Annotated in this window: 21 protein-coding genes; 9 read left to right on the top strand and 12 right to left on the bottom strand. The window is 71.8% G+C overall.

Annotated features, from left to right (window positions below):
• Positions 1–15: 15 nt before the first annotated feature.
• From ACFYTE_RS08195 to kdgD, 3 genes are all read right to left on the bottom strand, one after another.
• Entirely contained in the window at positions 16–825 is an 810-nt protein-coding gene (locus ACFYTE_RS08195) for an ABC transporter permease (RefSeq protein WP_388706491.1), read from the bottom strand.
• Between the two features lie 260 nt (positions 826–1,085).
• Positions 1,086–2,708, bottom strand: coding sequence for an aldehyde dehydrogenase (NADP(+)) (locus ACFYTE_RS08190; protein ID WP_388706488.1), 1,623 nt, complete (start codon positions 2,706–2,708; stop codon positions 1,086–1,088).
• Positions 2,709–2,742: 34 nt separating this feature from the next.
• On the bottom strand, positions 2,743–3,669 hold the full coding sequence (gene kdgD / locus ACFYTE_RS08185; RefSeq protein ID WP_388706485.1) for a 5-dehydro-4-deoxyglucarate dehydratase: 927 nt from the start codon (positions 3,667–3,669) through the stop codon (positions 2,743–2,745).
• A 111-nt stretch (positions 3,670–3,780) separates the two neighbouring features.
• Between kdgD and ACFYTE_RS08180 the strand changes: the two genes are divergently transcribed.
• Complete coding sequence (locus ACFYTE_RS08180) at positions 3,781–4,683, top strand: LysR family transcriptional regulator (protein ID WP_388706482.1); 903 nt, start codon at positions 3,781–3,783, stop codon at positions 4,681–4,683.
• 19 nt (positions 4,684–4,702) lie between these two features.
• Here the strand turns inward: ACFYTE_RS08180 and ACFYTE_RS08175 are convergent, their stop codons facing one another.
• On the bottom strand, positions 4,703–6,208 hold the full coding sequence (locus ACFYTE_RS08175) for an IucA/IucC family protein (protein ID WP_388706480.1): 1,506 nt from the start codon (positions 6,206–6,208) through the stop codon (positions 4,703–4,705).
• A gap of 126 nt (positions 6,209–6,334) precedes the next feature.
• On the opposite strand from ACFYTE_RS08175, the gene ACFYTE_RS08170 reads away from it, so the two are divergent.
• Genes ACFYTE_RS08170 through ACFYTE_RS08160 form a run of 3 tightly spaced genes read left to right on the top strand, consistent with a single transcriptional unit; the run spans position 6,335 to position 9,939 of the window.
• Complete coding sequence (locus ACFYTE_RS08170) at positions 6,335–7,852, top strand: IucA/IucC family protein (RefSeq protein WP_388706477.1); 1,518 nt, start codon at positions 6,335–6,337, stop codon at positions 7,850–7,852.
• Positions 7,853–7,861: 9 nt separating this feature from the next.
• Positions 7,862–9,124: a VWA domain-containing protein gene (locus ACFYTE_RS08165; RefSeq protein WP_388706474.1), complete on the top strand. Its 1,263-nt coding sequence runs from the start codon at positions 7,862–7,864 to the stop codon at positions 9,122–9,124.
• Positions 9,124–9,939, top strand: a complete 816-nt coding sequence (locus tag ACFYTE_RS08160) for a hypothetical protein (RefSeq protein ID WP_388706471.1) — start codon at positions 9,124–9,126, stop codon at positions 9,937–9,939. The genes ACFYTE_RS08165 and ACFYTE_RS08160 overlap by 1 nt, the downstream gene beginning before the upstream one ends.
• A gap of 37 nt (positions 9,940–9,976) precedes the next feature.
• Here the strand turns inward: ACFYTE_RS08160 and ACFYTE_RS08155 are convergent, their stop codons facing one another.
• Positions 9,977–10,603 carry a winged helix-turn-helix transcriptional regulator gene (locus tag ACFYTE_RS08155; protein WP_388706468.1) on the bottom strand — a complete coding sequence of 209 codons (627 nt, stop codon included), beginning with the start codon at positions 10,601–10,603 and terminating at the stop codon, positions 9,977–9,979.
• Between the two features lie 87 nt (positions 10,604–10,690).
• On the opposite strand from ACFYTE_RS08155, the gene ACFYTE_RS08150 reads away from it, so the two are divergent.
• From ACFYTE_RS08150 to ACFYTE_RS08135, 4 genes are all read left to right on the top strand, one after another.
• Entirely contained in the window at positions 10,691–11,899 is a 1,209-nt protein-coding gene (locus tag ACFYTE_RS08150) for a pyridoxal phosphate-dependent aminotransferase (RefSeq protein ID WP_388706466.1), read from the top strand.
• A 107-nt stretch (positions 11,900–12,006) separates the two neighbouring features.
• The gene (locus ACFYTE_RS08145; protein WP_388706463.1) at positions 12,007–12,603 is read left to right on the top strand and encodes a histidine phosphatase family protein; all 597 of its coding nucleotides are present in this window, start codon (positions 12,007–12,009) and stop codon (positions 12,601–12,603) included.
• Between the two features lie 125 nt (positions 12,604–12,728).
• The gene (locus ACFYTE_RS08140; protein WP_388706461.1) at positions 12,729–13,400 is read left to right on the top strand and encodes a hypothetical protein; all 672 of its coding nucleotides are present in this window, start codon (positions 12,729–12,731) and stop codon (positions 13,398–13,400) included.
• Positions 13,401–13,455: 55 nt separating this feature from the next.
• Positions 13,456–13,878: an acyl-CoA thioesterase gene (locus ACFYTE_RS08135; RefSeq protein ID WP_388706458.1), complete on the top strand. Its 423-nt coding sequence runs from the start codon at positions 13,456–13,458 to the stop codon at positions 13,876–13,878.
• Positions 13,879–13,912: 34 nt separating this feature from the next.
• On the opposite strand, the gene ACFYTE_RS08130 is transcribed toward ACFYTE_RS08135, so the two are convergent.
• The 7 genes from ACFYTE_RS08130 to ACFYTE_RS08100 form a co-directional block, all read right to left on the bottom strand.
• On the bottom strand, positions 13,913–14,278 hold the full coding sequence (locus ACFYTE_RS08130) for a winged helix-turn-helix transcriptional regulator (RefSeq protein WP_388706799.1): 366 nt from the start codon (positions 14,276–14,278) through the stop codon (positions 13,913–13,915).
• A 163-nt stretch (positions 14,279–14,441) separates the two neighbouring features.
• Positions 14,442–15,818 carry an 8-oxoguanine deaminase gene (locus ACFYTE_RS08125; RefSeq protein ID WP_388706456.1) on the bottom strand — a complete coding sequence of 459 codons (1,377 nt, stop codon included), beginning with the start codon at positions 15,816–15,818 and terminating at the stop codon, positions 14,442–14,444.
• A gap of 20 nt (positions 15,819–15,838) precedes the next feature.
• Positions 15,839–16,750 carry a factor-independent urate hydroxylase gene (gene pucL / locus ACFYTE_RS08120; RefSeq protein ID WP_388706452.1) on the bottom strand — a complete coding sequence of 304 codons (912 nt, stop codon included), beginning with the start codon at positions 16,748–16,750 and terminating at the stop codon, positions 15,839–15,841.
• A 5-nt stretch (positions 16,751–16,755) separates the two neighbouring features.
• Positions 16,756–17,190: a hydroxyisourate hydrolase gene (gene uraH / locus ACFYTE_RS08115; RefSeq protein ID WP_388706449.1), complete on the bottom strand. Its 435-nt coding sequence runs from the start codon at positions 17,188–17,190 to the stop codon at positions 16,756–16,758.
• Positions 17,191–17,192: 2 nt separating this feature from the next.
• Positions 17,193–17,705, bottom strand: a complete 513-nt coding sequence (gene uraD / locus ACFYTE_RS08110; RefSeq protein WP_388706446.1) for a 2-oxo-4-hydroxy-4-carboxy-5-ureidoimidazoline decarboxylase — start codon at positions 17,703–17,705, stop codon at positions 17,193–17,195.
• Positions 17,706–17,894: 189 nt separating this feature from the next.
• Positions 17,895–18,206, bottom strand: a complete 312-nt coding sequence (locus ACFYTE_RS08105; protein ID WP_388706797.1) for a helix-turn-helix domain-containing protein — start codon at positions 18,204–18,206, stop codon at positions 17,895–17,897.
• A 47-nt stretch (positions 18,207–18,253) separates the two neighbouring features.
• Complete coding sequence (locus ACFYTE_RS08100) at positions 18,254–18,505, bottom strand: hypothetical protein (RefSeq protein WP_388706443.1); 252 nt, start codon at positions 18,503–18,505, stop codon at positions 18,254–18,256.
• A gap of 164 nt (positions 18,506–18,669) precedes the next feature.
• On the opposite strand from ACFYTE_RS08100, the gene ACFYTE_RS08095 reads away from it, so the two are divergent.
• The gene (locus ACFYTE_RS08095; protein ID WP_388706440.1) at positions 18,670–19,500 is read left to right on the top strand and encodes a TIM barrel protein; all 831 of its coding nucleotides are present in this window, start codon (positions 18,670–18,672) and stop codon (positions 19,498–19,500) included.
• The last annotated feature ends 2 nt before the right edge of the window (positions 19,501–19,502 follow it).

The following is a 19,502-nucleotide window of genomic DNA, read 5'->3' as shown; positions in this document are numbered from 1 at the left end:
GTCTCCGATCCCCGGTCACTTTGCGTGGGTCTTCCACGGGACCAGCTTTCGCCCCGCGAAGTCGACGATGAAGAACAAGGCCAGGGCGATGGCGGCGAGCACGATGAAGGCCGCGAACATCGACGGGAGGTCGACCTGGCTGTTGGCGAGGAGGATGACGTATCCCAACCCCTTCGAGCCGGCGATGAATTCACCGACGACCGCCCCACCCACGGCGAGCGAGATGGAGATCTTCGCTCCGGAGAAGATCGACGGGATCGCGTAGATGAAATCGATCTTCGCCATCTTCTTCCATGCCGATGCCTTGTTGATCCGTGCGAGTTCCTGCAGTTCGTGGGGTACCGAACTCAGGCCGTCATAGGTGTTGATCACCAAGGGGAAGAACGCGATGGCCATCGCGACGAACGCCTTCGACTCGAAGCCGAACCCGAACCACACGATGAACAGCGGTGCGAGCGCCACCTTGGGGATGGTGTCGATCGCGATGAGCGCGGGGTAGAGGAAACTGCGCACGGTTTGCGAGTAGTGCAGCGCCGCGCCGCACAGAACCCCGAGCGCGGTGCCGAGCGCAAACCCGGCGAGCGCCTCCTGCAACGTGACGAGGGTGTTGCTCGCGAAGTAATCGGGCCGGTCGAACAGCTCGGCGAAGGCCGAGACCGGCCCGACGAACAGGTACTCCGGCGGGGCGATGATGGTCACCAGCAGTTGCCAGACGACGAAGAGCCCGATGATCCCCGCGACTGCTTTCGCACCAGCCACGATCGAGTCACGGCTGAACCGTTTCGGCTGGGGCGCCGCCGCTTCACCGAGCGCTGTCTCGGGCACGGACTGACGCGGGCCGTCCGAACCGACCTCGCGGACTTCAGGAGTGGCCATGGCAAAACCCCTCACATGGCGCGTCGTGCGCGGGTATGGCCGCGGTTGCCGACTGGGGGTGTGGCTGCCGACAGGGGCCTGTGGCAGGGAGCGGTGGCGAGAGCCATCGTGGTGTCATTGCGTCCTCACAACACTGGAAGGGGTACCACTGGGCAGTCGTGGGGGGCTGGACCTGGCCGGGTGGACGAGCGCCTTGCCCGGCCGGCCGGTCAACCGGCGCTGTTGGCGGTGAGCGCGTCTCGACTGGGTTCACCGTCGAGTCGACGCCACACACCGAGCGGGTTTTCGTCACGAACCTCGGCAGGCAGCAGCGCGGTCGGCACGTTCTGATAAGCGACGGGTCGCAGGAAGCGCTCGATCGCGAGCGTCCCGACGGATGTGCTGCGCGGGTCGGTCGTGGCCGGGAACGGGCCACCGTGCACCATCGCGTGGCCGACTTCGACTCCTGTGGGCCAGCCGTTGAACAGGACGCGCCCCGCTCGCTCCTCCAGGAGCGGCAGCAGCTTCGCGGCGAGTGGATGATCGGCCTCGTCGGCGTGCACGGTCGCGGTGAGCTGACCTTCCAGCGTGCGCACCGCCGCGGTCAGCTCGGCGGTGTCCGCGCATCGGACGAGCAGCGATGTCGCGCCGAAGACTTCAGCCTGCAGCTCCGGATCGGCGGCGAACCGGGCGCCCTCGACGGTCAGCAGCCGGGCGCGGCCGCAAGCCGCGCTGTCGGGCCGGCTGCCGCTTGCGAACTCGTCGACGCCGTCCCGGGCCGCAAGGGCGTCACCGGTGGCAGCGTAGTGGTGGGCCATGCCCGTGGTGAGCATGGTGGCTCCACCGTCGGCGGCGACGGCGTCGGCCGCGGCCCTGGTGAACGCATCGAGGCCCGGTCCCTCGACGGCAAGGACCAACCCAGGGTTGGTGCAGAACTGACCGGCGCCGAGTGTCAGTGATCCGGCGAACGCGGCGCCCAGCTCGGCGCCGCGGGATTCGAGCACCGCGGGAAGCAGCAGCACGGGATTGATGCTGCTCATCTCGGCGTACACCGGGATCGGCACAGGCCGAGCGGCGGCCGTGGCCGCGATCGCCAGCCCGCCTTTGCGGGACCCGGTGAAGCCCACGGCACGAATCCTCGGATCGCTGACGAGCAGGGTGCCTACATCGGCTCCGCTGCCGACGAGCTGGGAGAACACTCCCTCGGGCATACCCGTGTCAGCCGCTGCTTCGGCGATCGCCCGCGCCACCAGCTCTGCGGTACCCAGATGGGCCTGATGCGCCTTGACGACCACCGGGCACCCGGCGGCCAGCGCCGATGCGGTGTCGCCCCCGGCGGTGGAGAAGGCCAGGGGAAAGTTGCTCGCGCCGAACACCGCGACCGGGCCGAGCGATATCCGGCGCTGCCGGATGTCGGCGCGTGGCAGGGGTTCGCGGTGGGGCTGTGCCGGATCGATGCGGGCACCCTGCCATGTCCCGGCCCGCAGCTCCGCGGCGAACAGCCGCAGCTGACCACTGGTGCGACCGACTTCGCCGATGAGCCGCGCCCGAGGCAGCGCGGTCTCGGTGTGAGCGCGCTCAACCAGCGGATCCCGGCGTTCGTCGAGCAGATCTGCGATGCGTTCGAGGAACTCGGCACGCCGTTCGGCGGTGGTCGCCCGAAACACCGGATGCGCCCGCTCCGCCAGCGCACAAGCCCGCTCGACATGCGCGGCCGACGCCGCGGGGTACCCGGGATCGAGAGCCGCGCCGGTACGGGGATCGACGGACCGGATCTCCTCACCCGTGCCGATGACGGGTTCGGCTCCGATGACCATGACACCGGCGGGGCTGGTCCGGGGAAGAGCGGACACGGGTGTCTCCTTGCGCTTCATCAGATGGGTGGCGTCAGGCGATGGCGGTGCGTGACGTCTCGATGACACCGGCGAGCAGGTCACGCTCGGAGTCATCCAGGTCCGTCAGCGGCGGCCGCACCGGACCGGCGGGGTGTCCGGCCAGATCCATGCCGGCCTTGACGATGCTCACCGCGTAGCCCGCCTTGCGGTCACGAATCGCGGTGTAAGGCAGCACGACGTCGTCAAGCAGTCGACGCACCTTCTTTCGATCCCGTGCCCGCACCGCGTTGTAGAAGGTCAGGGCGAACTCGGGCAGGAAGTTGAAGATCGCCGAACTGTAGGTCGTGGCGCCCAACTCCAGGTACGGCAGCGCAAACGTCTCCGCCGTCGGCAGCCCGCCGATATAGACCAGGCGGTCACCGAGACGCGAGTAGATCTGCGTGATCCGCTCCAGGTCACCGACACCGTCCTTGATGCCGATCAGGTTCGGGCAGGTGTCGGCGAGCGTGGCGACTGTTTCCGATGTGTACACGGCATTCGCGCGGCTGTAAAGCACTACGCCCAGCGAAGTGGATTCGCAGACCGCGCGCACATGAGCGGTGAGACCCTCCGGGGAGGCCTCGGTGAGGTACGGCGGGAACAGCAGCAGGCCGTCGGCGCCGGCTGCCTCGGCATCGCGGGCCATGCTGACCGCTTGCGCGGTGCCGTGTCCGGCCGGGGCGAGGATCGGGGTGCCCTTGGGCGCGCTGTCGACGGCGGCTCGGAGCACGGTGCCGACTTCCTGCGGGGTCAGGGAGAAGAACTCCCCCGTCCCGCCGGCGGCGAACAGACCGGCGATCTCGTACTGGCTCATGCGGACGATGTTCTCCCGGTAGGCGGGCTCGTCGAACGCCAGGTCGCGGGTGAAGTGGGTGACGGGAAACGACAGCAGCCCGGAGCCGAGGCGCTCAGCAAGCTCGGTGGGGGTAATGGTGGGCATCAGCGTTTCCTCCTGGGGGGCATGCGCGACAGCGATTGCGATGAACCATAAGAACGAAAACGATGCACGTCCAACACTTCCTGGGCATCAACTGATACCTATAATGGATTGATGTTTACGCTGAATCAGCTGGAGAGCTTTGTCGCCGTCGCCGAGACACTGCACTACGGCCGCGCGGCGGAACGGCTGTCGATGACCCAGCCCCCGCTGTCCCGGCGAATCCAACTGCTGGAGCGCGAGTTGGGCGTCGAGTTGTTCGACCGGATCGGACGGTCCGTCCGGCTCACCGCGGCCGGACAGGCGTTCCTGAGCGACGCCCGGCGCATTCTCGGGCTGTCCGAGCAGGCGGCACTGTCGGTACGCCGCGTGCCCGCAGGCGAGATCGGGACAGTGGCACTGGGCTTCACGGCATCGTCCGCGCACTCGGTGCTCGACGCCATCGTCGGCGGCATCCACGCCCGGCTGCCGGGCGTCGATCTGGTGCTGCGCGAGCGGGTGTCCGGAACGCAGCTGGAGAATCTGCGCTCCGGGGAACTGGACCTGGGCCTCGTCCGTCCCCCCGTCCCCGGCACCGGGCTCGATCACCGCCCCCTGCACCGGGAGGCCCTGCTGGCCGCGATCCCAGCCGGGCACCCACTGGCCGCGCCGGACCGGGTGCCGCACGTACGCGACCTCGACGGCGAGCCGTTCGTCATGTACTCACCAGCCGAAGCCCGCTACTTCTACGAGGTGCTGGTCAGCATCTTCCGCAGTACCGGGATCGTGCCCAGGTACGTACACCACCTCAGCCAGGTGCACACGATCCTGGCGCTGGTGCGAGCCGGGCTGGGACTCGCGCTGGTCCCCCGGGCAGCCGAGGCGCTCGGACTGGACGGCATCGTGCTCCGCCCGGTGGTCGGGATCGAGGGTGAGCCCGTCGAACTCGTCGCCGCCTGGCGGGCGAACGACGACAACCCAGCCCTGCACGCCGTCCGGCATCTGGTGATCGACCTGGTGGGCCGGGACGCCTCCTGACCGGCTTTGCGAGAGCGGGTCAGGTGTCGTGCGTCAGGGGGTTCGGCAGGGGGAGGTAGCGGGCGTCCGCGCCGTCCGCGCGGGTCCAGCGCAGCAGCAGGTTCGTCTTGCCGGGCAGGGTGGGCGAGGCGAGCAGTGCGCGGGCCTCGGGCAGGTCGTGCCGGGCCAGCTCGCGGCGGACGGCCGGCCAGGGGTCGTATCCGGGGTGGCGCTCGGCCAGGGCGGCGGCGACCTCGATGAGGTTGTTGACGACCAGGCAGTACACCAGCCGCTCCCAGCCGGCCGCCCGGGACACGTCCGGGAGCAGCTTGACGCCCTCGGCGTCCCGGAACAGGGCCTGCACCGGCGTTCCGGCACCGTCCACGGCGACCAGAGTGTTCTGCAGGTGCGCCTCGATCACCACGCCGTGGTCGGCGAAGGCGGCGAGGGCGGGCGGGACGACCTGGCGCAGATACGCCGCCCACCAGGTCGCCGGGTCGGCGGCGGTGGCCAGTGGGTCACCGGTGAAGCCCTCCACCAGTCCGGCGGCGAGCAGCGGGGTCGCGCCGGGCAGCAGATGGCCGCGCAGCCCGTCGCGGACCAGGACGGCCAGTTCCTCGAAGGCGAAGGCGGCGGTGCGGTAGCCGCGGTCCCCGAGCCAGGCCGCGGTGCCGTCGAAGGCGGCGAAGGCGTGGCTCGCGGCGACGTCGGTGCGGCCCAGTTCGAGCAGGTCATGACGCCACAGCCGGCGGATGTCGTTGGTGATGCGCACATCGAGGCTGAACTTCAGGAACAGATCGTGCCCGGGTGCGTACAGGGTGCGGATCGCCGCGGTGGGCCACGCGTTCGACGCGGTCGTGCCCAGCCGCAGCAGGCGTCCGTCGGCGAAGGCGGGCGCGAGGGTACGGGCGACCAGGTCGAGCTGCCAGGGGTGGGCGGGCAGCAGCCGGTAGCCGGGCGGTGCGGCGCCGAGGGTGTCCAGCGCCGTGGTGTCGCCCTCCTCGACCACCGTGTCCGCGCGCACGCCGAGCAGCACCAGCGGGAAGCGGGCGTATGCCTCGGGGGCGTACGGCAGCCAGCGGTGCACCGGGCCGCCGCCGCGGGCCTTGGGCGCCGGGTGGTGGGGATGGCCGGTGACGAGGGACTGCTCCGAGAGCCGGTACGGGTCGTCGGGCGGTGTCGCCCCGGCGCGCGCGGTGAGCAGCGCGGCGATCGCGTCGCGGCTGTCGATCATCTCGGTGAGCAGGTCGTCGTTGGACAGCCCGGTGTGCCGGCGCAGTTCGTCGGCGACCAGTTTGACCAGCTCGGTGTGGCCGATGCGGTGCCAGGCGCCGGCCGCGTGGACCTCGGGTGCGGCGGGCCGCCGACCGCCGCGCACGCGCAGCAGCCGGCCGCTGCCGGGCAGCCGGTGGGCGCGCGGCTCGCCGGGCCCCGGGAGCGGTTCGGCGATCTCCCGGAGCAGGCAGTTGAGCAGGGGCGCGGCGGCATACGCGTCGGCGCGCGCCCCGATGTCGTCGCTGGGGGGCATGGGGTCCACGCGGTCCATTCGTCGTTCTGCGTCCACAGGTGGCACGGCCCACACGGTGTGGTGCGGCCGCACGGTCCGATCGCGATCAGTATGTCTCTCGAACCCGGCATTCCTGCCACCCATCCGGATCCGAGGAGCCCGCCCGTGCACCGTCCCCCCACCGCCGAGGCCCAGGTGGCCGCCGAGCTGGCCGGGCTGCGGCCCGGCCTCGTGCCGCGGTACGCGGCCGAGCTGCCCGGTGCCCGCGCGGCCGTGCTGACCCGCCTGTGGCGGGCGCTGGCCCATGAGCCGCTGCCGTGGATCGCCCGCCGGACGGCCGGGGCGCACGGGCTCGTGCTGCGGCTCGCCGACGGCCGCACGCTGCGCGGGCCGCGCGCGGATCCGTACGCGACCGACGCGTATGTGACCACCGTGTCCCTGGACGGTACGGGGTACGACGACCCCGCCCGGCTGCTGATGGCTCTCGCGGTGCCGAACGCGGCGGGCTTCGCGGAAGAACTGGCGCACAGCGTCGCCTCGTTGGCGCTGTCGCGGGCGGGCAGGACGGAACCGTCGGGCGGCTGGCCGCGGCGGGACTGGGAGTGGGAGCAGCGGGTGGTCGACGGCCATCCGTTCCACCCCAACTGCCGTTCCCGGCCGGGTTTCTCGGTGGCGGAGCAGTTCGCGTACGGGCCGGAGCACCGGCCGGTGGTGGAGCTGGGGACGGTGCCGGTCGCGGCGTCGGAGTGCCTGCTGACGGGTGCGTGGCCCGCGGAGCTGCGGGACGGGGACCGGCTGCTGATCCCGGTGCACCCGTGGCAGGCCGCCCATGTTCTCAAGTCGCCCTGCGAGCCGGGTCCTTCGGCCCATCCGCTGATGTCCCTGCGCACCCTCGCCGTCCCCGGCGGCCCGCACGTCAAGACCGCCCTGAGCACCCGGCTGACGTCCTCGGTGCGGGACATCTCGGTGTACTCGGTGGGCGCCTCCGCGACCCTGTCGGCGTTCGCGGAGAGCCTGTCGGACCGCATGGGCGGGCTGCTGCACATCACCCGCACGCTGGGCGCGGCCACCGCGAACTCCCCTGATCTGGCAGCCGCGTTGCGCGAGTCACCGCAGCGGTTCGCGGGGCCGGGCGAGTATGTGCTCCCGGTGGCGGCGCTGGCCGGCACCGGTCTGCCGGACAGCCCCGGCCGGCTGACGGCGCTCGCCCGGCTCACGCTCACCGTCGGGCTGCGGTTGCTGGAGTGGGGCGTGGCCCTGGAGGCGCACGGTCAGAATCTGCTGGTGGTGCTGTCCGAGGCGGGCGATCCGCTGCGTCTCGTCTATCGCGACCTCGCCGACATCCGGATCAGTCCCGCCCGGCTGGCCCGGCACGGCATCACCCCGCCCGATCTGACGGGCCGGCTGGTCACGGACGATGTGCCGGCCCTGCGCCGCAAGCTGTTCGGCTCGCTGGTGGCGGGGGCGCTGGCCGGGGCCGCGGGTTCGGGGCCGGCGCTGCGGGCCGCACTGGCCGCGGCCCTGCCGGACGTACCGCGCACCGCCGATCTGGGCGCGCTGCGCGAGGGACCGCTGCCGGCCAAGGCGCTGACCCTGATGCGGTTGTCCCCGCGAACCCCCGGTGACCAGTGGGCCGCGCTGCCCAACCCGCTCGTTTTGGAACCGGACACCTCTGATCAATAGGATCCGCCGATGATCAGAACACAACGGCTGGCGGCGGGAGTCTGCGCCCTGCTCGCCGCCCTGACGGCCGGGATCGCGTTCCCGGCCAAAGCGGTCGCCGACGAGACGGACCAGGCCGCTCCGAAGGTGGAACTCGTGCTGGACGTCAGCGGTTCCATGCGTACGCGGGACATCGACGGCGGGTCGCGGATGGCCGCGGCCAAGCAGGCGTTCAACGAGGTGCTCGACGCGACACCCGAGGAGGTGCGGCTCGGCATCCGCACCCTGGGCGCCAACTACCCGGGCGACGACCGGGGGCAGGGCTGCCAGGACACCGAACAGCTCTACCCGGTGGGCCCGCTGGACCGGACCGAGGCCAAGACGGCGGTGGCGACGCTCGTGCCGACCGGCTGGACGCCGATCGGGCCCGCGCTGCGGCAGGCGGCAGGCGACCTCGACGGCGGCGAGGGGACCCGCCGTATCGTCCTGATCACCGACGGCGAGGACACCTGCCCGCCGCTCGACCCGTGCGAGGTGGCCCGCGAGATAGCCGCCAAGGGCATCGGGCTGACCATCGACACCCTCGGTCTGGTGCCCGACGCCAAGACCCGCGACCAGCTCATCTGCATCGCGGACGCCACCGGCGGCACCTACACCTCCGTGCAGCACGAGGAGGAACTCAGCGACCGGGTCGGCGAGTTGGTGGACCGCGCAGCGGAACCGGTGGTGACACCGGTGGCGGCCGAGGGGGCCGCCGAGTGCGCTAAGGCACCCGCACTGAAGGCCGGGCTGTACACGGACCGCGAGGAGTTCGGGCAGCAGCGCTGGTACAAGGTGGACGTCAACCCCGGCCAGGAGCTGCGCGCCTCGGTGAGCGTGGCCGCGGACCGGGCCGTCAACCCCGACTACGGGGTGCTGCTGCGGGCCGTCACGGTGCACGGCCGGGAGATCGTGCGCGGCGAGGCCGCGGGCAACGGCCGTACGGATGTCCTCTCGACGGGCCTGCGCTATCCGAAGCCGGAGAGCGACGACGACACCGCCACCGCCGAGCCGGTCTGCCTCCAGGTCACCAACTCCTTCTCGGTGGCCGCCGGGGTGAAGACGACGCCGGGGCTGCCGCTGGAGCTGACCATCGACGTCGTGGACGGCCCGAGCGGGGCGAGCGACGTGGCCGCCTTCGGTCTCGGCCGCGGCTGGTGGCTGCTCGGCGCGCTGGTGCTGACCGGCTTTGTCGCCGGTGTGCTGTGGGGCTGGCTCTCGCGCTGGCGTGTCGCGGTCTGGAGGACCAACTGATGCGGATCACACAGGTGTTGAGCGGCGCCCTGCTGGCGCTCGGGCTGGCCGCGGGTTCCGCCGCGGCCGACTCCTCCCCGTCGCCGGGCGCCTCCGACGACGGCGGCGCGCCCACCCGGGCGGGGACGTCGTTCCGTACGGCGACCGAGATCGAGCAGGGCGAACGGGCCACCGCGAGCGCTTCCACGGGCGACTACCTGTACTGGTCGTTCCCGGCGGACGCCGGGCAGCGCCCCGACGTCAGGGCCACGGTCAAGCTGCCCGACGCGCACGGCGCCCAGACGTGGCAGCTGGACGTGTACGACGGCCTGCGCCGCCGCCAGTCCTGCCAGTACGGCGCCCAGACCCGCACCGCGGCAGAGGGCGCCGCCACCGTCGAGACGGCGTGTGTGCTGCGCACGGTACGGGCCTGGTCGGAGCCGTGGGCGAACGACCCGCTGCCGGGCACCTACTACGTCCGGCTGACGGTGGTGAACGCCGCCCCGGCCGAGCTGGGTCTGCCGGTGAGCGCCGAAGTCCGCGTCGGGTCCAAGGAGATCGGCGGTTCGGCCGCGGTGGACGGCTCGCTGGCCGAGCCGCTGGTTCCCGGCATCTCGGTGGCGTCGGACGCCACCGCGGATCCGGGCGAGGACGGGTCGGTGAAGTCGGCGGTGCTGTCCAGCATCGAGCCCGACGACGGCTGGTCGTCCGGCTGGTGGTCGGACCGCTGGGTGTGGACCGGAGTGGGCGGCGTGCTGGCCGCGCTCGCCGGCATCGGCGGATACGCGCTGACCCGTGGCACGGGACGGCCGCCCCGGGTGCCGCCGGGCGCCTGACCCCCGGTAGGCCCGCCGCGGCGGGCCTTCCGTGTCGCTAGGCCTCCCGCAGCGCCTTGGCGAGCGTGCCGTCCCCGGTGACGGCGACGCGCCCGGCCCGTACCGCGTCGCGCAGCGTGAGCGCGCCGCGGGCGATGTCCGTGCACGTCCCGGTGTCCATCGCGAGCCGTGCGTCGGGTTCCGCGGGGGCCCGCCCTTCGCCGTACACCGGCCCCTCCTCGCGGCCTGCGTACAGATGGAAGTCCCCTTCCTCCAGGTGGACTTCGACCAGCCCCTCGCCGTCCAGCGCCCGTAGCAGCGGCAGCGCGAACCAGTGCGCGCGCACCGCGTCGGTGGGTCTGCGTTCCGCCAGCTCGGACTGCCCCCACGCGCCGAGCGCGTGCAGCACCGGCAGCAACTGCCGCCCCCGTCCGGTCAGTTCGTAGACGTGGGCGGCGCCGGGCGGGGGCAGTCTGCGGCGGGTGGTGAGCCCGTCCCGCTCCATGTCCTTCAGCCGTGAGGCGAGTACGTCCGTGCTCACCCCCGGCAGATCGGCGTGCAGGTCCGTGTAGCGGCGCGGGCCGGCCAGCAGCTCCCGGACGATCAGCAGGGTCCAGCGGTCGCCGACGAGGTCGAGCGCGCGGGCGGCGGAACAGTACTGGTCGTAGCTTCGGCGAGGTGACATGCGACGCAGTCTAGACATGTTGTTGGACTTTCCAAGCTCTCACTTGGTAAAACCAAGCAACACCAGTTATCTGAGGGGAAGCGGCGCATGGAGTTCCGGCAGTCGAACAAGCTCAGCGAGGTCTGTTACGAGATCCGCGGCCCGGTGATCGAGCACGCCAACGCGCTGGAGGAGGCGGGTCACAGCGTGCTGCGCCTGAACACCGGCAACCCCGCGCTGTTCGGCTTCGAGGCACCGGAGGAAATCCTCCAGGACATGATCCGGATGCTGCCGCAGGCGCACGGCTACACGGACTCGCGCGGCATCCTCTCCGCCCGCCGGGCGGTCGCCCAGCGCTACCAGAACCAGGGCCTCGCGGTCGGCGTCGACGACGTCTTCCTCGGCAACGGCGTCTCCGAACTGGTGTCGATGGCCGTCCAGGCACTGGTGGAGGACGGCGACGAGATCCTGGTACCGGCACCGGACTTCCCGCTGTGGACGGCGGTGACCACCCTGTCGGGCGGCACACCGGTCCACTACCTGTGCGACGAGCAGGCGGAGTGGTACCCGGACCTGGCCGACATGGCCTCCAAGATCACGGACCGCACCAAGGCCGTGGTCGTCATCAACCCCAACAACCCGACCGGGGCCGTCTACCCCAAGGAGATCCTTGAGGGCATCCTCGACCTCGCCCGCCGCCACGGCCTGATGGTCTTCGCCGACGAGATCTACGACCAGATCCTCTACGACGACGCCGTCCACCACTCCACCGCCGCGCTCGCCCCCGACCTGGTCGTCCTCACCTTCTGCGGGCTGTCGAAGACGTACCGGGTGGCCGGCTTCCGCTCGGGCTGGCTGGTGGTCACCGGCCCGAAGCAGCACGCGAAGGACTATCTGGAGGGCCTGACGATGCTGGCCTCCATGCGGCTGTGCGCCAACGCGCCCGCCCAGTACGCGATCCAGGCCGCCCTCGGCGGCCGCCAGTCCATCCGCGAACTGACCGCACCCGGCGGCAGACTGCGGGAGCAGCGGGACGTGGCCTGGGAACGGCTCAACGAGATCCCGGGCGTGTCCTGTGTAAAACCCAGGGGCGCGCTGTACGCCTTCCCGCGCCTCGACCCCAAGGTGCACCGGATCCACGACGACGAGAAGTTCGTCCTCGACCTGCTGCTCCGCGAGAAGATCCAGGTCGTCCAGGGCACCGGGTTCAACTGGCCGACCACGGACCACTTCCGGATCCTCACTCTGCCGCACGCGGACGACCTGGAGGCGGCGATCGGGCGGATCGGGCGCTTCCTCGGCGGCTACCGGCAGTGACCGCCCACGCCCGCGGGTGCCGCCCGAGCGCCGTACGGACCAGTTGCGCCTGCGGCCGCCGGCCTCCCGTGCCACGGTGCGAGAAGACGCGCGGGAAAGGTGGGCAGGTGGGTGACCTCTTTCTCGTCCGGCACGGTGAGACCGAGTGGTCACGGTCCGGACGGCACACCGGCTGGACGGACGTGCCGCTGACCGAGCACGGCCGCAACGAGGCGCGCAGACTGGTCCCGCTGGTGCGCTCGCAGCGGATCGGCGCGGCCTTCGTCAGCCCCCTGCAACGGGCCCGGGAGACCGCCGAGCTGATCGGCGTGGGCGACGCACGCGTCGACGCCGACCTGCACGAATGGGACTACGGGGGCTACGAGGGGGTCACCACCGCGGACATCCACCGCACCCGGCCCGGCTGGTTCCTGTTCACGGACGGGGTGGCGCCGGGCCCGCCGGACCACCCCGGGGAGAGCCCGCGGCAGGTCGGCGAGCGGGCCGACCGGGTGCTGGCCAAGGTGGACGCCGCGCTCGCCGGCGCCGAGGGCGTGCTCCTCGTCGCGCACGGGCATTTCCTGCGGGTCCTCACCGCGCGCCGGCTCGGCCTTCCGGCCCCGCACGGGGCGCTGTTCCTGCTGGCCACGGGGACGCTGTGCCGGCTGGGCACCGAGCACGACCGGCCGGTCGTCGCGGGCTGGAACCTGCGGCCGGACCCCTGACACCCGACACCGGGCGGTGCGGGCCCGGCGCCCGCGGCAGGCCCGCTGTCGTACCCGGGCCGTAGGCTGCGAAGGAGCCGGCCACCGGCTCTTCGCAGCCTACGACCACCGGGGAGGAGCAGGCCGTGACCCGACCGCCGACCGCCGCGCAACGGCGCGTGATCGACGCCGCCGACCCGGTCACCGGGCGGCTGCGGGGCACGGAGGCGCAGCTCGCCGCGCTGGTCCAGCGGGGGCTCGCCTTCCGGCATCCGCGTCCGCCGCACGACCACTTCCTCACCCCCGCGGGGCACCGCCTGCGCGAGACGGCCGCGGCGGCCGCGGGCCCGTCCGCAGCGGCCCCCGCCCCCGCCGGGCCCACCGCGCCGGCCGGCGCGCCCGCCGCGGACGGCGGGGTCTTCGCGACCCGCGTCGGCGGCGCGGAAGAGGCCGGCGCTGCGTCCGGACCCGCGCGGGCGCGCGAGGTGCACAGCGCCTGGCAGGGCCTGCTGGAACTGCGCCGGATGACCAACCCCGACGGGGCCGCCGACCGGCCCTGCGGCTGGGAACGCGCCCATCTGGTGCGGGCCGCCGCGCTCGCCCTTGAGGCGGCCGGCCACCGCCCGGCCGGGCCGGACACCCATGGGTACCGGGTGCGGGCGACCCCGCAGCCGGAGGCGGTCGCGGTGTACGCGCCGGACGCCGGGGCACTGCGGGCCTACGCGGCCACGTTGGAGGGAGCGGGCTGGCAGGCCGGCGAGTACACGCAGCCGCGGACGCGTGAGCGCTATGTACTGGCCTCGCCGCGCCGGGTGTGAGGCGGGCGTGCCAGGATCGGAGACATCAGGGCGTCATACACGAGAGAGGCCAACCGTGAGCGAGCCGTTTTCCGTCCGGGTGACCGTCCGCGGATACGAGACGGATGTCCAAGGACACCTCAATCAGGCGGTGTACCTCAACTACGCGGAGCACGCCCGCTGGTCGCTGCTCCAGGCGGTCGGGGTCAGCCAGACCCGGCTCGTCGGACAGGGCGTGGGCCCGGTCGCGCTGGAGACCAGAATCCGCTATCTGCGCGAGCTGCTCGCCGGTGACGAGGTCGATGTGACCTGCGCGTTCGAGTGGAGCGGTGGCAAGACGTTCCGGATCCTGCAGACGATACGCAAGACCGACGGCACCGTGGCCGCCGAGATCAGCGCGGTCGGCGGGATCCTCGACCTGAAGCTGCGGAAGCTGGTCGCCGATCCACGGGAGGTCTTCAAGGAGCTGGCGACGGACCTCGGCCCACTCGGACTGTAGCGAACTCACGCCGCGCGGCGGGCCCGTGCGCGGCCTACGCGTCGAGCAGTTCCGGTCGGTGCTCGGCGTCGTAGGCCGCCCGCGCCTGCGCGATGTGGCCGCGGTGGCGCTCGGCCCAGTCCGTCAGCTGTTGCAGCGTCTCGTGCAACTCGCGGGCGACCGGCGTCAGTCGGTACTCCACCTTTGGCGGCACCGTCGGATGCACGGTCCGGGTGACCAGGCCGTCGCGCTCCAGGTTGCGCAGGGTGAGGGTGAGCATGCGGCGGCTGATGCCTTCGATGGAGCGTTCCAGTTCAGTGAACCGGATGGGCCCGTGCGCCGCCGCGACGAGGATCTGCACGCTCCATTTCCCGGCGACCCTGTCAAGAGCAGGACCGCGGCGACGCGGCCGCGTCGAGATGTCCGGGCGCGCGGGTTCGGCCGTGTACCCCGAGGACGGCTCGCCGCGTACCCGGCGGGCCTGCCGCTGCCGCTCCGCGAGCAGCCCGTCCGCCGGGTAGGCTGCCGCCGGGGTCCACGACGGCCGGCCGGGAGCCGTCCCTCCCGGCCGGCGCTTCGCCCGGTCAGCCCTGCGCGGCAAGCCGTGCCAGGCGCCGGGCCTCGGCCCGGGTGGACCGGGCGACGGCATCCTCGTCGACATGCAGCAGCCGCCCGTTCTGCACGATCTGCCGGCCGTTCACGAAGGAGGCGGTGACCGGGGCCGCCGCGCCGAAGACCAGCGCGGTCACCGGGTCGGCGATGGAGGCGTGGGCGAGGGTGTCCATCCTCCACAGCACCAGGTCGGCCAGCCTGCCCGGCTCCAGCGAGCCGATCTGGTCGGCGCGGCCCAGCACCTGGGCGCCGCCGTACGTACCGAGCCGCAGCGCCTGGCGGGCGTTCAGCGCGGCCTCGCGATGGACGCCGAGGCGGTTGATCAGCAGGGCGTTGCGCAGCTCGGTGTGGAGTTCGCCGGACTCGTTGGAGGCCGTACCGTCGACACCGAGGCCGACCGGGACGCCGGCGGCGAGCAGGTCGGGGACGCGGGCGATGCCGGCGGCGAGGCGGGCGTTGGAGGACGGGCAGTGCGCGACGCCGGTCCGTGTCCGGGCGAAGGCCGCGATGTCGGAGTCGTTCATGTGGACGCAGTGCGCCATCCACACGTCCTCGCCGAGCCAGCCCGTGGACTCCAGGTAGTCGGTCGGGCCCATGCCGAACTGTTCGTGGCAGAACTTCTCCTCCTCGACCGTCTCCGAGCCGTGGGTGTGCAGGCGCACGCCGAGCCGGCGGGCCAGTTCGGCGCCCTGCTTGAGGAGTTCGGTGGAGACGGAGAAGGGCGAGCAGGGCGCGACGGCGACCTGGGTCATGGCGTCGAAGGAGGCGTCGTGGTGCAGGCGGACGGTCTCCTCGGTCGCGGTGAGGGCGTCCTGGAGGGTCTCGACGGCGAAGTCCGGCGGCAGCCCGCCGTCCTTCTGGCCGCGGTCCATCGAGCCGCGGGCGAGGGTGAACCGGACGCCCGTCTCGCGGGCGGCACGGATGATCGCCCCGGACAGGTCGCCGGAGCCCTGCGGGTAGACGTAGTGGTGGTCCATCGCGGTGGTCACACCGCCGCGGGCCATCATCGCCAGCGAGCCCTGGGCCGCCGCGTACACCATCGGCTCGTCGATGCGCGCCCAGGTCGGGTACAGCGCGACCAGCCAGTCGAACAGGTTGTGGTCCGTGGCCAGGCCGCGGGTGATCCACTGGTAGAAGTGGTGGTGGGTGTTGACCAGGCCCGGGGTCACGAGGTGGCCGCCGGCGTCGATGCGGCGCACCACGTCCGGCAGGCCCTCGGGGGCCCGGCCCGCGCCGACCGCCTCGATACGGTGGCCGGCGATGACCACGTGCCCGTCCGCGTACTCGGTGTCGTGCGCGTCGACGGTCGCGATCGCGGCGTTCTCGATGACGATGCGCCCGGATGCCATGCTTCGTCCTCTCAGTCGCGTCACAGGTTGGTGAGGTCCACCGGGATCCGCGCCTCGCACCCGTCCCGCAGCACGGTGGCCTCGATCAGGCCGTACGGGCGGTCGGCGGCGAAGTAAACGGCTCCGTCGGCTCCGTCGGCGGTGTCGTTCTTCAGCCCGAACGGCTCCAGGTCGACCAGGAAGTGGTGCTTGTTGGGGAGCGAGAAGCGGACCTCGTCGATCTCGCCGCGGTGGTCGATGATGCGGGCGCCCATCTGGTACAGCGTCTGTTGCAGGGAGCGGGAGTAGGTCTCGGCGAAGGCCTGGAGCAGGTGTTTCCTCGTCTCCCGGTAGGAGGTCTCCCAGTCGGGCGTCTCCTGGTCGTCGTGGCTCCAGTTGAACCGCCAGCGCCCGCGGACCTCGGTGGCCAGGATGCGGTCGTAGGCCTCCGGGAGCGTCGTGTACTTGTCCTTGACGTAGCCCCAGAACTCGGAGTCGGTCGAGTTCATCACCGTCAGGTCCTTCAGACCGGAGACGACCTCCCAGCGGGAGCCGTCGTAGGTGATCTGGGTCAGCCGGGTCTCCTGGCCGGTGCGGACGAACGAGTGCGCGCCCTTCCCGGAGTGCTCGATGCGCTCCCAGGCGTACTCCTCGATGCGGACGCGGGCCCGGTGGATCGGCTCCTGCGAGGTCACGAAGTGCCGGGCGAGGCGGATGCCGAACTGCTCGGCGGAGTCGATGCCGTACTCCTTGGCGAACGCGTACACCGTGTTCTTGGTGGTGTCGGTCGGCAGGACGTTGGCGTTGGAGCCGGAGTAGTGGACCTCGTCCATGTCGCCGCTCAGCGACACCGACACGTTGAGGTCCTTGATGTGGTGCGTCGCGCCGTCCCGCGTGACGCGTACGACCCGGTTCTCGGCCTTGCCGTACTGGTTCTGTCCAAGGATGGGCATCTGTGCTAGCTCCCTCGGTAAACGGAGTAGCCGAACGGGGCGAGCAGCAGCGGTACGTGGTAGTGCTCCCCGGGCTGCACGGCGAAGGTGATCGCCACCTCCGGGAAGAACACACCGGCTCCGCCGTCCCGATTCGCGGGGGCGTCCTGCTGCGCATCGGCTTGCTTCTTCGCGCTGTTCGCGCTGTTCGCGCTGTTTTCGAAGTACGCCTCGACCTCGAAGTCGAGCCGTACATGGGTGGTTCCCTCCGGCAGCGCCGGCAGGTCCCTGCACCGGCCGGCCGCGTCGGTCACGGAGCCGCCGAGCGGCCGCCAGTCCGCGTGGCGTCCGGCGCGGGCGGCCAGCCGGACGGCGACGCCCTCGGCGGGGCGGCCGATGCCGGTGTCCAGAATGTGTGTGGACACCGGGCCTCGCGGTGCGGCGGCGGTGCTCGTGGTCATGCTCAGGCGTCCTCTTCGACGAGTCGGGACAGTCGGATGCGGTTGATCTTTCCCAGTTCGGTGCGGACGATCTCACGCTCCTGCTCGGGCGTGTTGCCGATCCGCTCCTTGACCGCGTCCCTCATCTGTTCGGCCGTCTTCCCCGTGGCGCAGATGAGGAACACATGGCCGAACCGGTCCTGGTAGGCCAGGTTCAGTTCGAACATCTCGGCCTTCAGTTCCGCGGCGGCGCCCGCCATGGCGCGCTGCTCCCGGACGGAGGTCGCATCGCCCGGCGTGGGCCGGCCGATCGGCGGGTGCCCGGCCATCGCCTCCGCCAGATCCCCGGCGCTCAGCGCGGCCGTGGCGGCGTCGCCGGCGGCGCGGAGGTCGTCGACGGTGGCGTAGGGCCGGTGGGCGAGCAGTTGTCCGACCCATGCCTCGCTGGCGCACACCTCGTGCAGGGCGGCGCGGGCCGTGCGCTCCTCCAGGATGTTGAACCGGGCCAGACCCGGGGGCGTGTCGGTCGACGTCACGGGAGCCTCCGTGGGCCGCGAGCGGCCTTCGTGCGGATCGGGCTGCGGCCAGCTAACGCCCTGCGCCACACCGCGTCAACACTTTGTTGAAAATTCGGAGGGACGAAGAGTCACCTCCCGATCACCGGACGGGGGCCGCCCCGCTTCCCGCGGCCGGAACCCGGCCCGCGGCCTGGATCAAGGCCCTGATCAGGTATTTTTCTCGCGATTGAGGTAGTTGTAGACGGTGAAGCGGCTGACGCCCAGGGCGCCGGCGACGGTCTCCACCCCGTGCCGCACCGAGAAGGCGCCGCGCGCCTCCAGTACCCGTACGACCTCCTGCTTGGCCTTGCGGTCCAGGTCGGCCAGCGGCCTGCCCTGCTTGCGTTCCATCGCGGCGAGAATGTGATCCAGGGAGTCGGCGAGCTGCGGCAGGCGTACGGCCACCACGTCCACGCCCTGCCAGGAGAGCACGACGTCGTCGGGACCCGCCAGGTCCGGCGGCACCATCTGCCCGCCCATGGCGTCGACCAGCGGCTTCACCGCCGCGACGAACGGGTCGTCCCCGGTCAATTGCCGCCCTCCCTCATCACGTTGACCTGGAGCGAGATCCGCGTGGCACCGGCGTCGAGCGACTTGCGCAGCAGGGCGTCCACGGCACCGAGCACGGCGTCGGCCGCACCCTCCGCCGTGTTGCCGAACGGGCCGACGTCCACCGCGTCCAGTTCGGCCGTCTCGATGACCTCGCGGGCCACGACCGCGTGCGCCGGGACCTCGTCGAGGTCGAAGGGTTCCGTCGTGAACTCGACTCGCAATCGCACTGTGCCCCCATGGCATCGCTCGCCCCGTCCCTGTGGGACGACCCTAACGGACACCCGGACCGACGGCCCCCGGCCTTGACAAGCACCCACCACGGGGAGCAGCCTTCCATAAAGAAGAAATAAACTTCCGCAATATGAAATCAAGGGAAGGTGGCGCGGCCCCGATGGGATTCGCAGACCAGCGCTTCACCGTCAACCTGTCGATCCTCTTCACGGACCTCCCGCTCCTGGAGCGTCCCACGGCCGCCGCCGCGGCCGGCTTCTGCGAGGTCGAGCTGTGGTGGCCCTGGGTCGACTCCGCCACCCCCGGGCCCGCCGCGCTCGACGGGCTGCGCAAGGCGATCGAGGACGCGGGTGTCCGGCTCACCGGCCTGAACTTCTACGCCGGCCGGCTCCCCGGACCCGACCGCGGCGCGCTGTCCGTCCCCGGCGAGGAGTCCGACAGGTTCCGCGCCAACATCGACGTGGCCGCCGGTTTCGCCGCGTCCCTGGGCTGCACGGCGCTCAACGCCCTGTACGGCAACCGGATCGCGGGCGTGGACCCGGCCGAGCAGGACGCACTGGCCCTGGAGAACCTGGCGCTCGCGGCCCGCGCGGCCGACCGGATCGGCGCGATCCTGCTGATCGAGGCGCTGAACCGGACCGAGTCGCCGCGGTATCCACTGGTCTCGGCGCCGGCCGCGGTCGACGTCGTCGACCGGGTCAACGCGGCGACGGGCCTCGGCAACGCCCGGTTCCTCATGGACCTGTACCACCTGTCCATGAACGGCGAGGACCTGCCCGCTGTCATCGAGCGCTACACGGCACGGACCGGCCATGTGCAGATCGCCGACAACCCGGGCCGCGGCGCCCCGGGCACCGGCTCGCTCCCCCTGGCGGACCTCCTCGACCAGCTGGGGAAGGCCGGCTACGAGGGCCGGGTCGGCCTGGAGTACAAGCCGGGCGACCGCCCGAGCGCCGAGGCGTTCGAGTGGCTCCCGCGCGCAGCGCGCTGAAC

This window comes from Streptomyces sp. NPDC004629, assembly GCF_042873595.1.
Lineage (GTDB): Bacteria > Actinomycetota > Actinomycetes > Streptomycetales > Streptomycetaceae > Streptomyces.
This window is presented reverse-complemented; position numbering and strand designations above follow the sequence as displayed.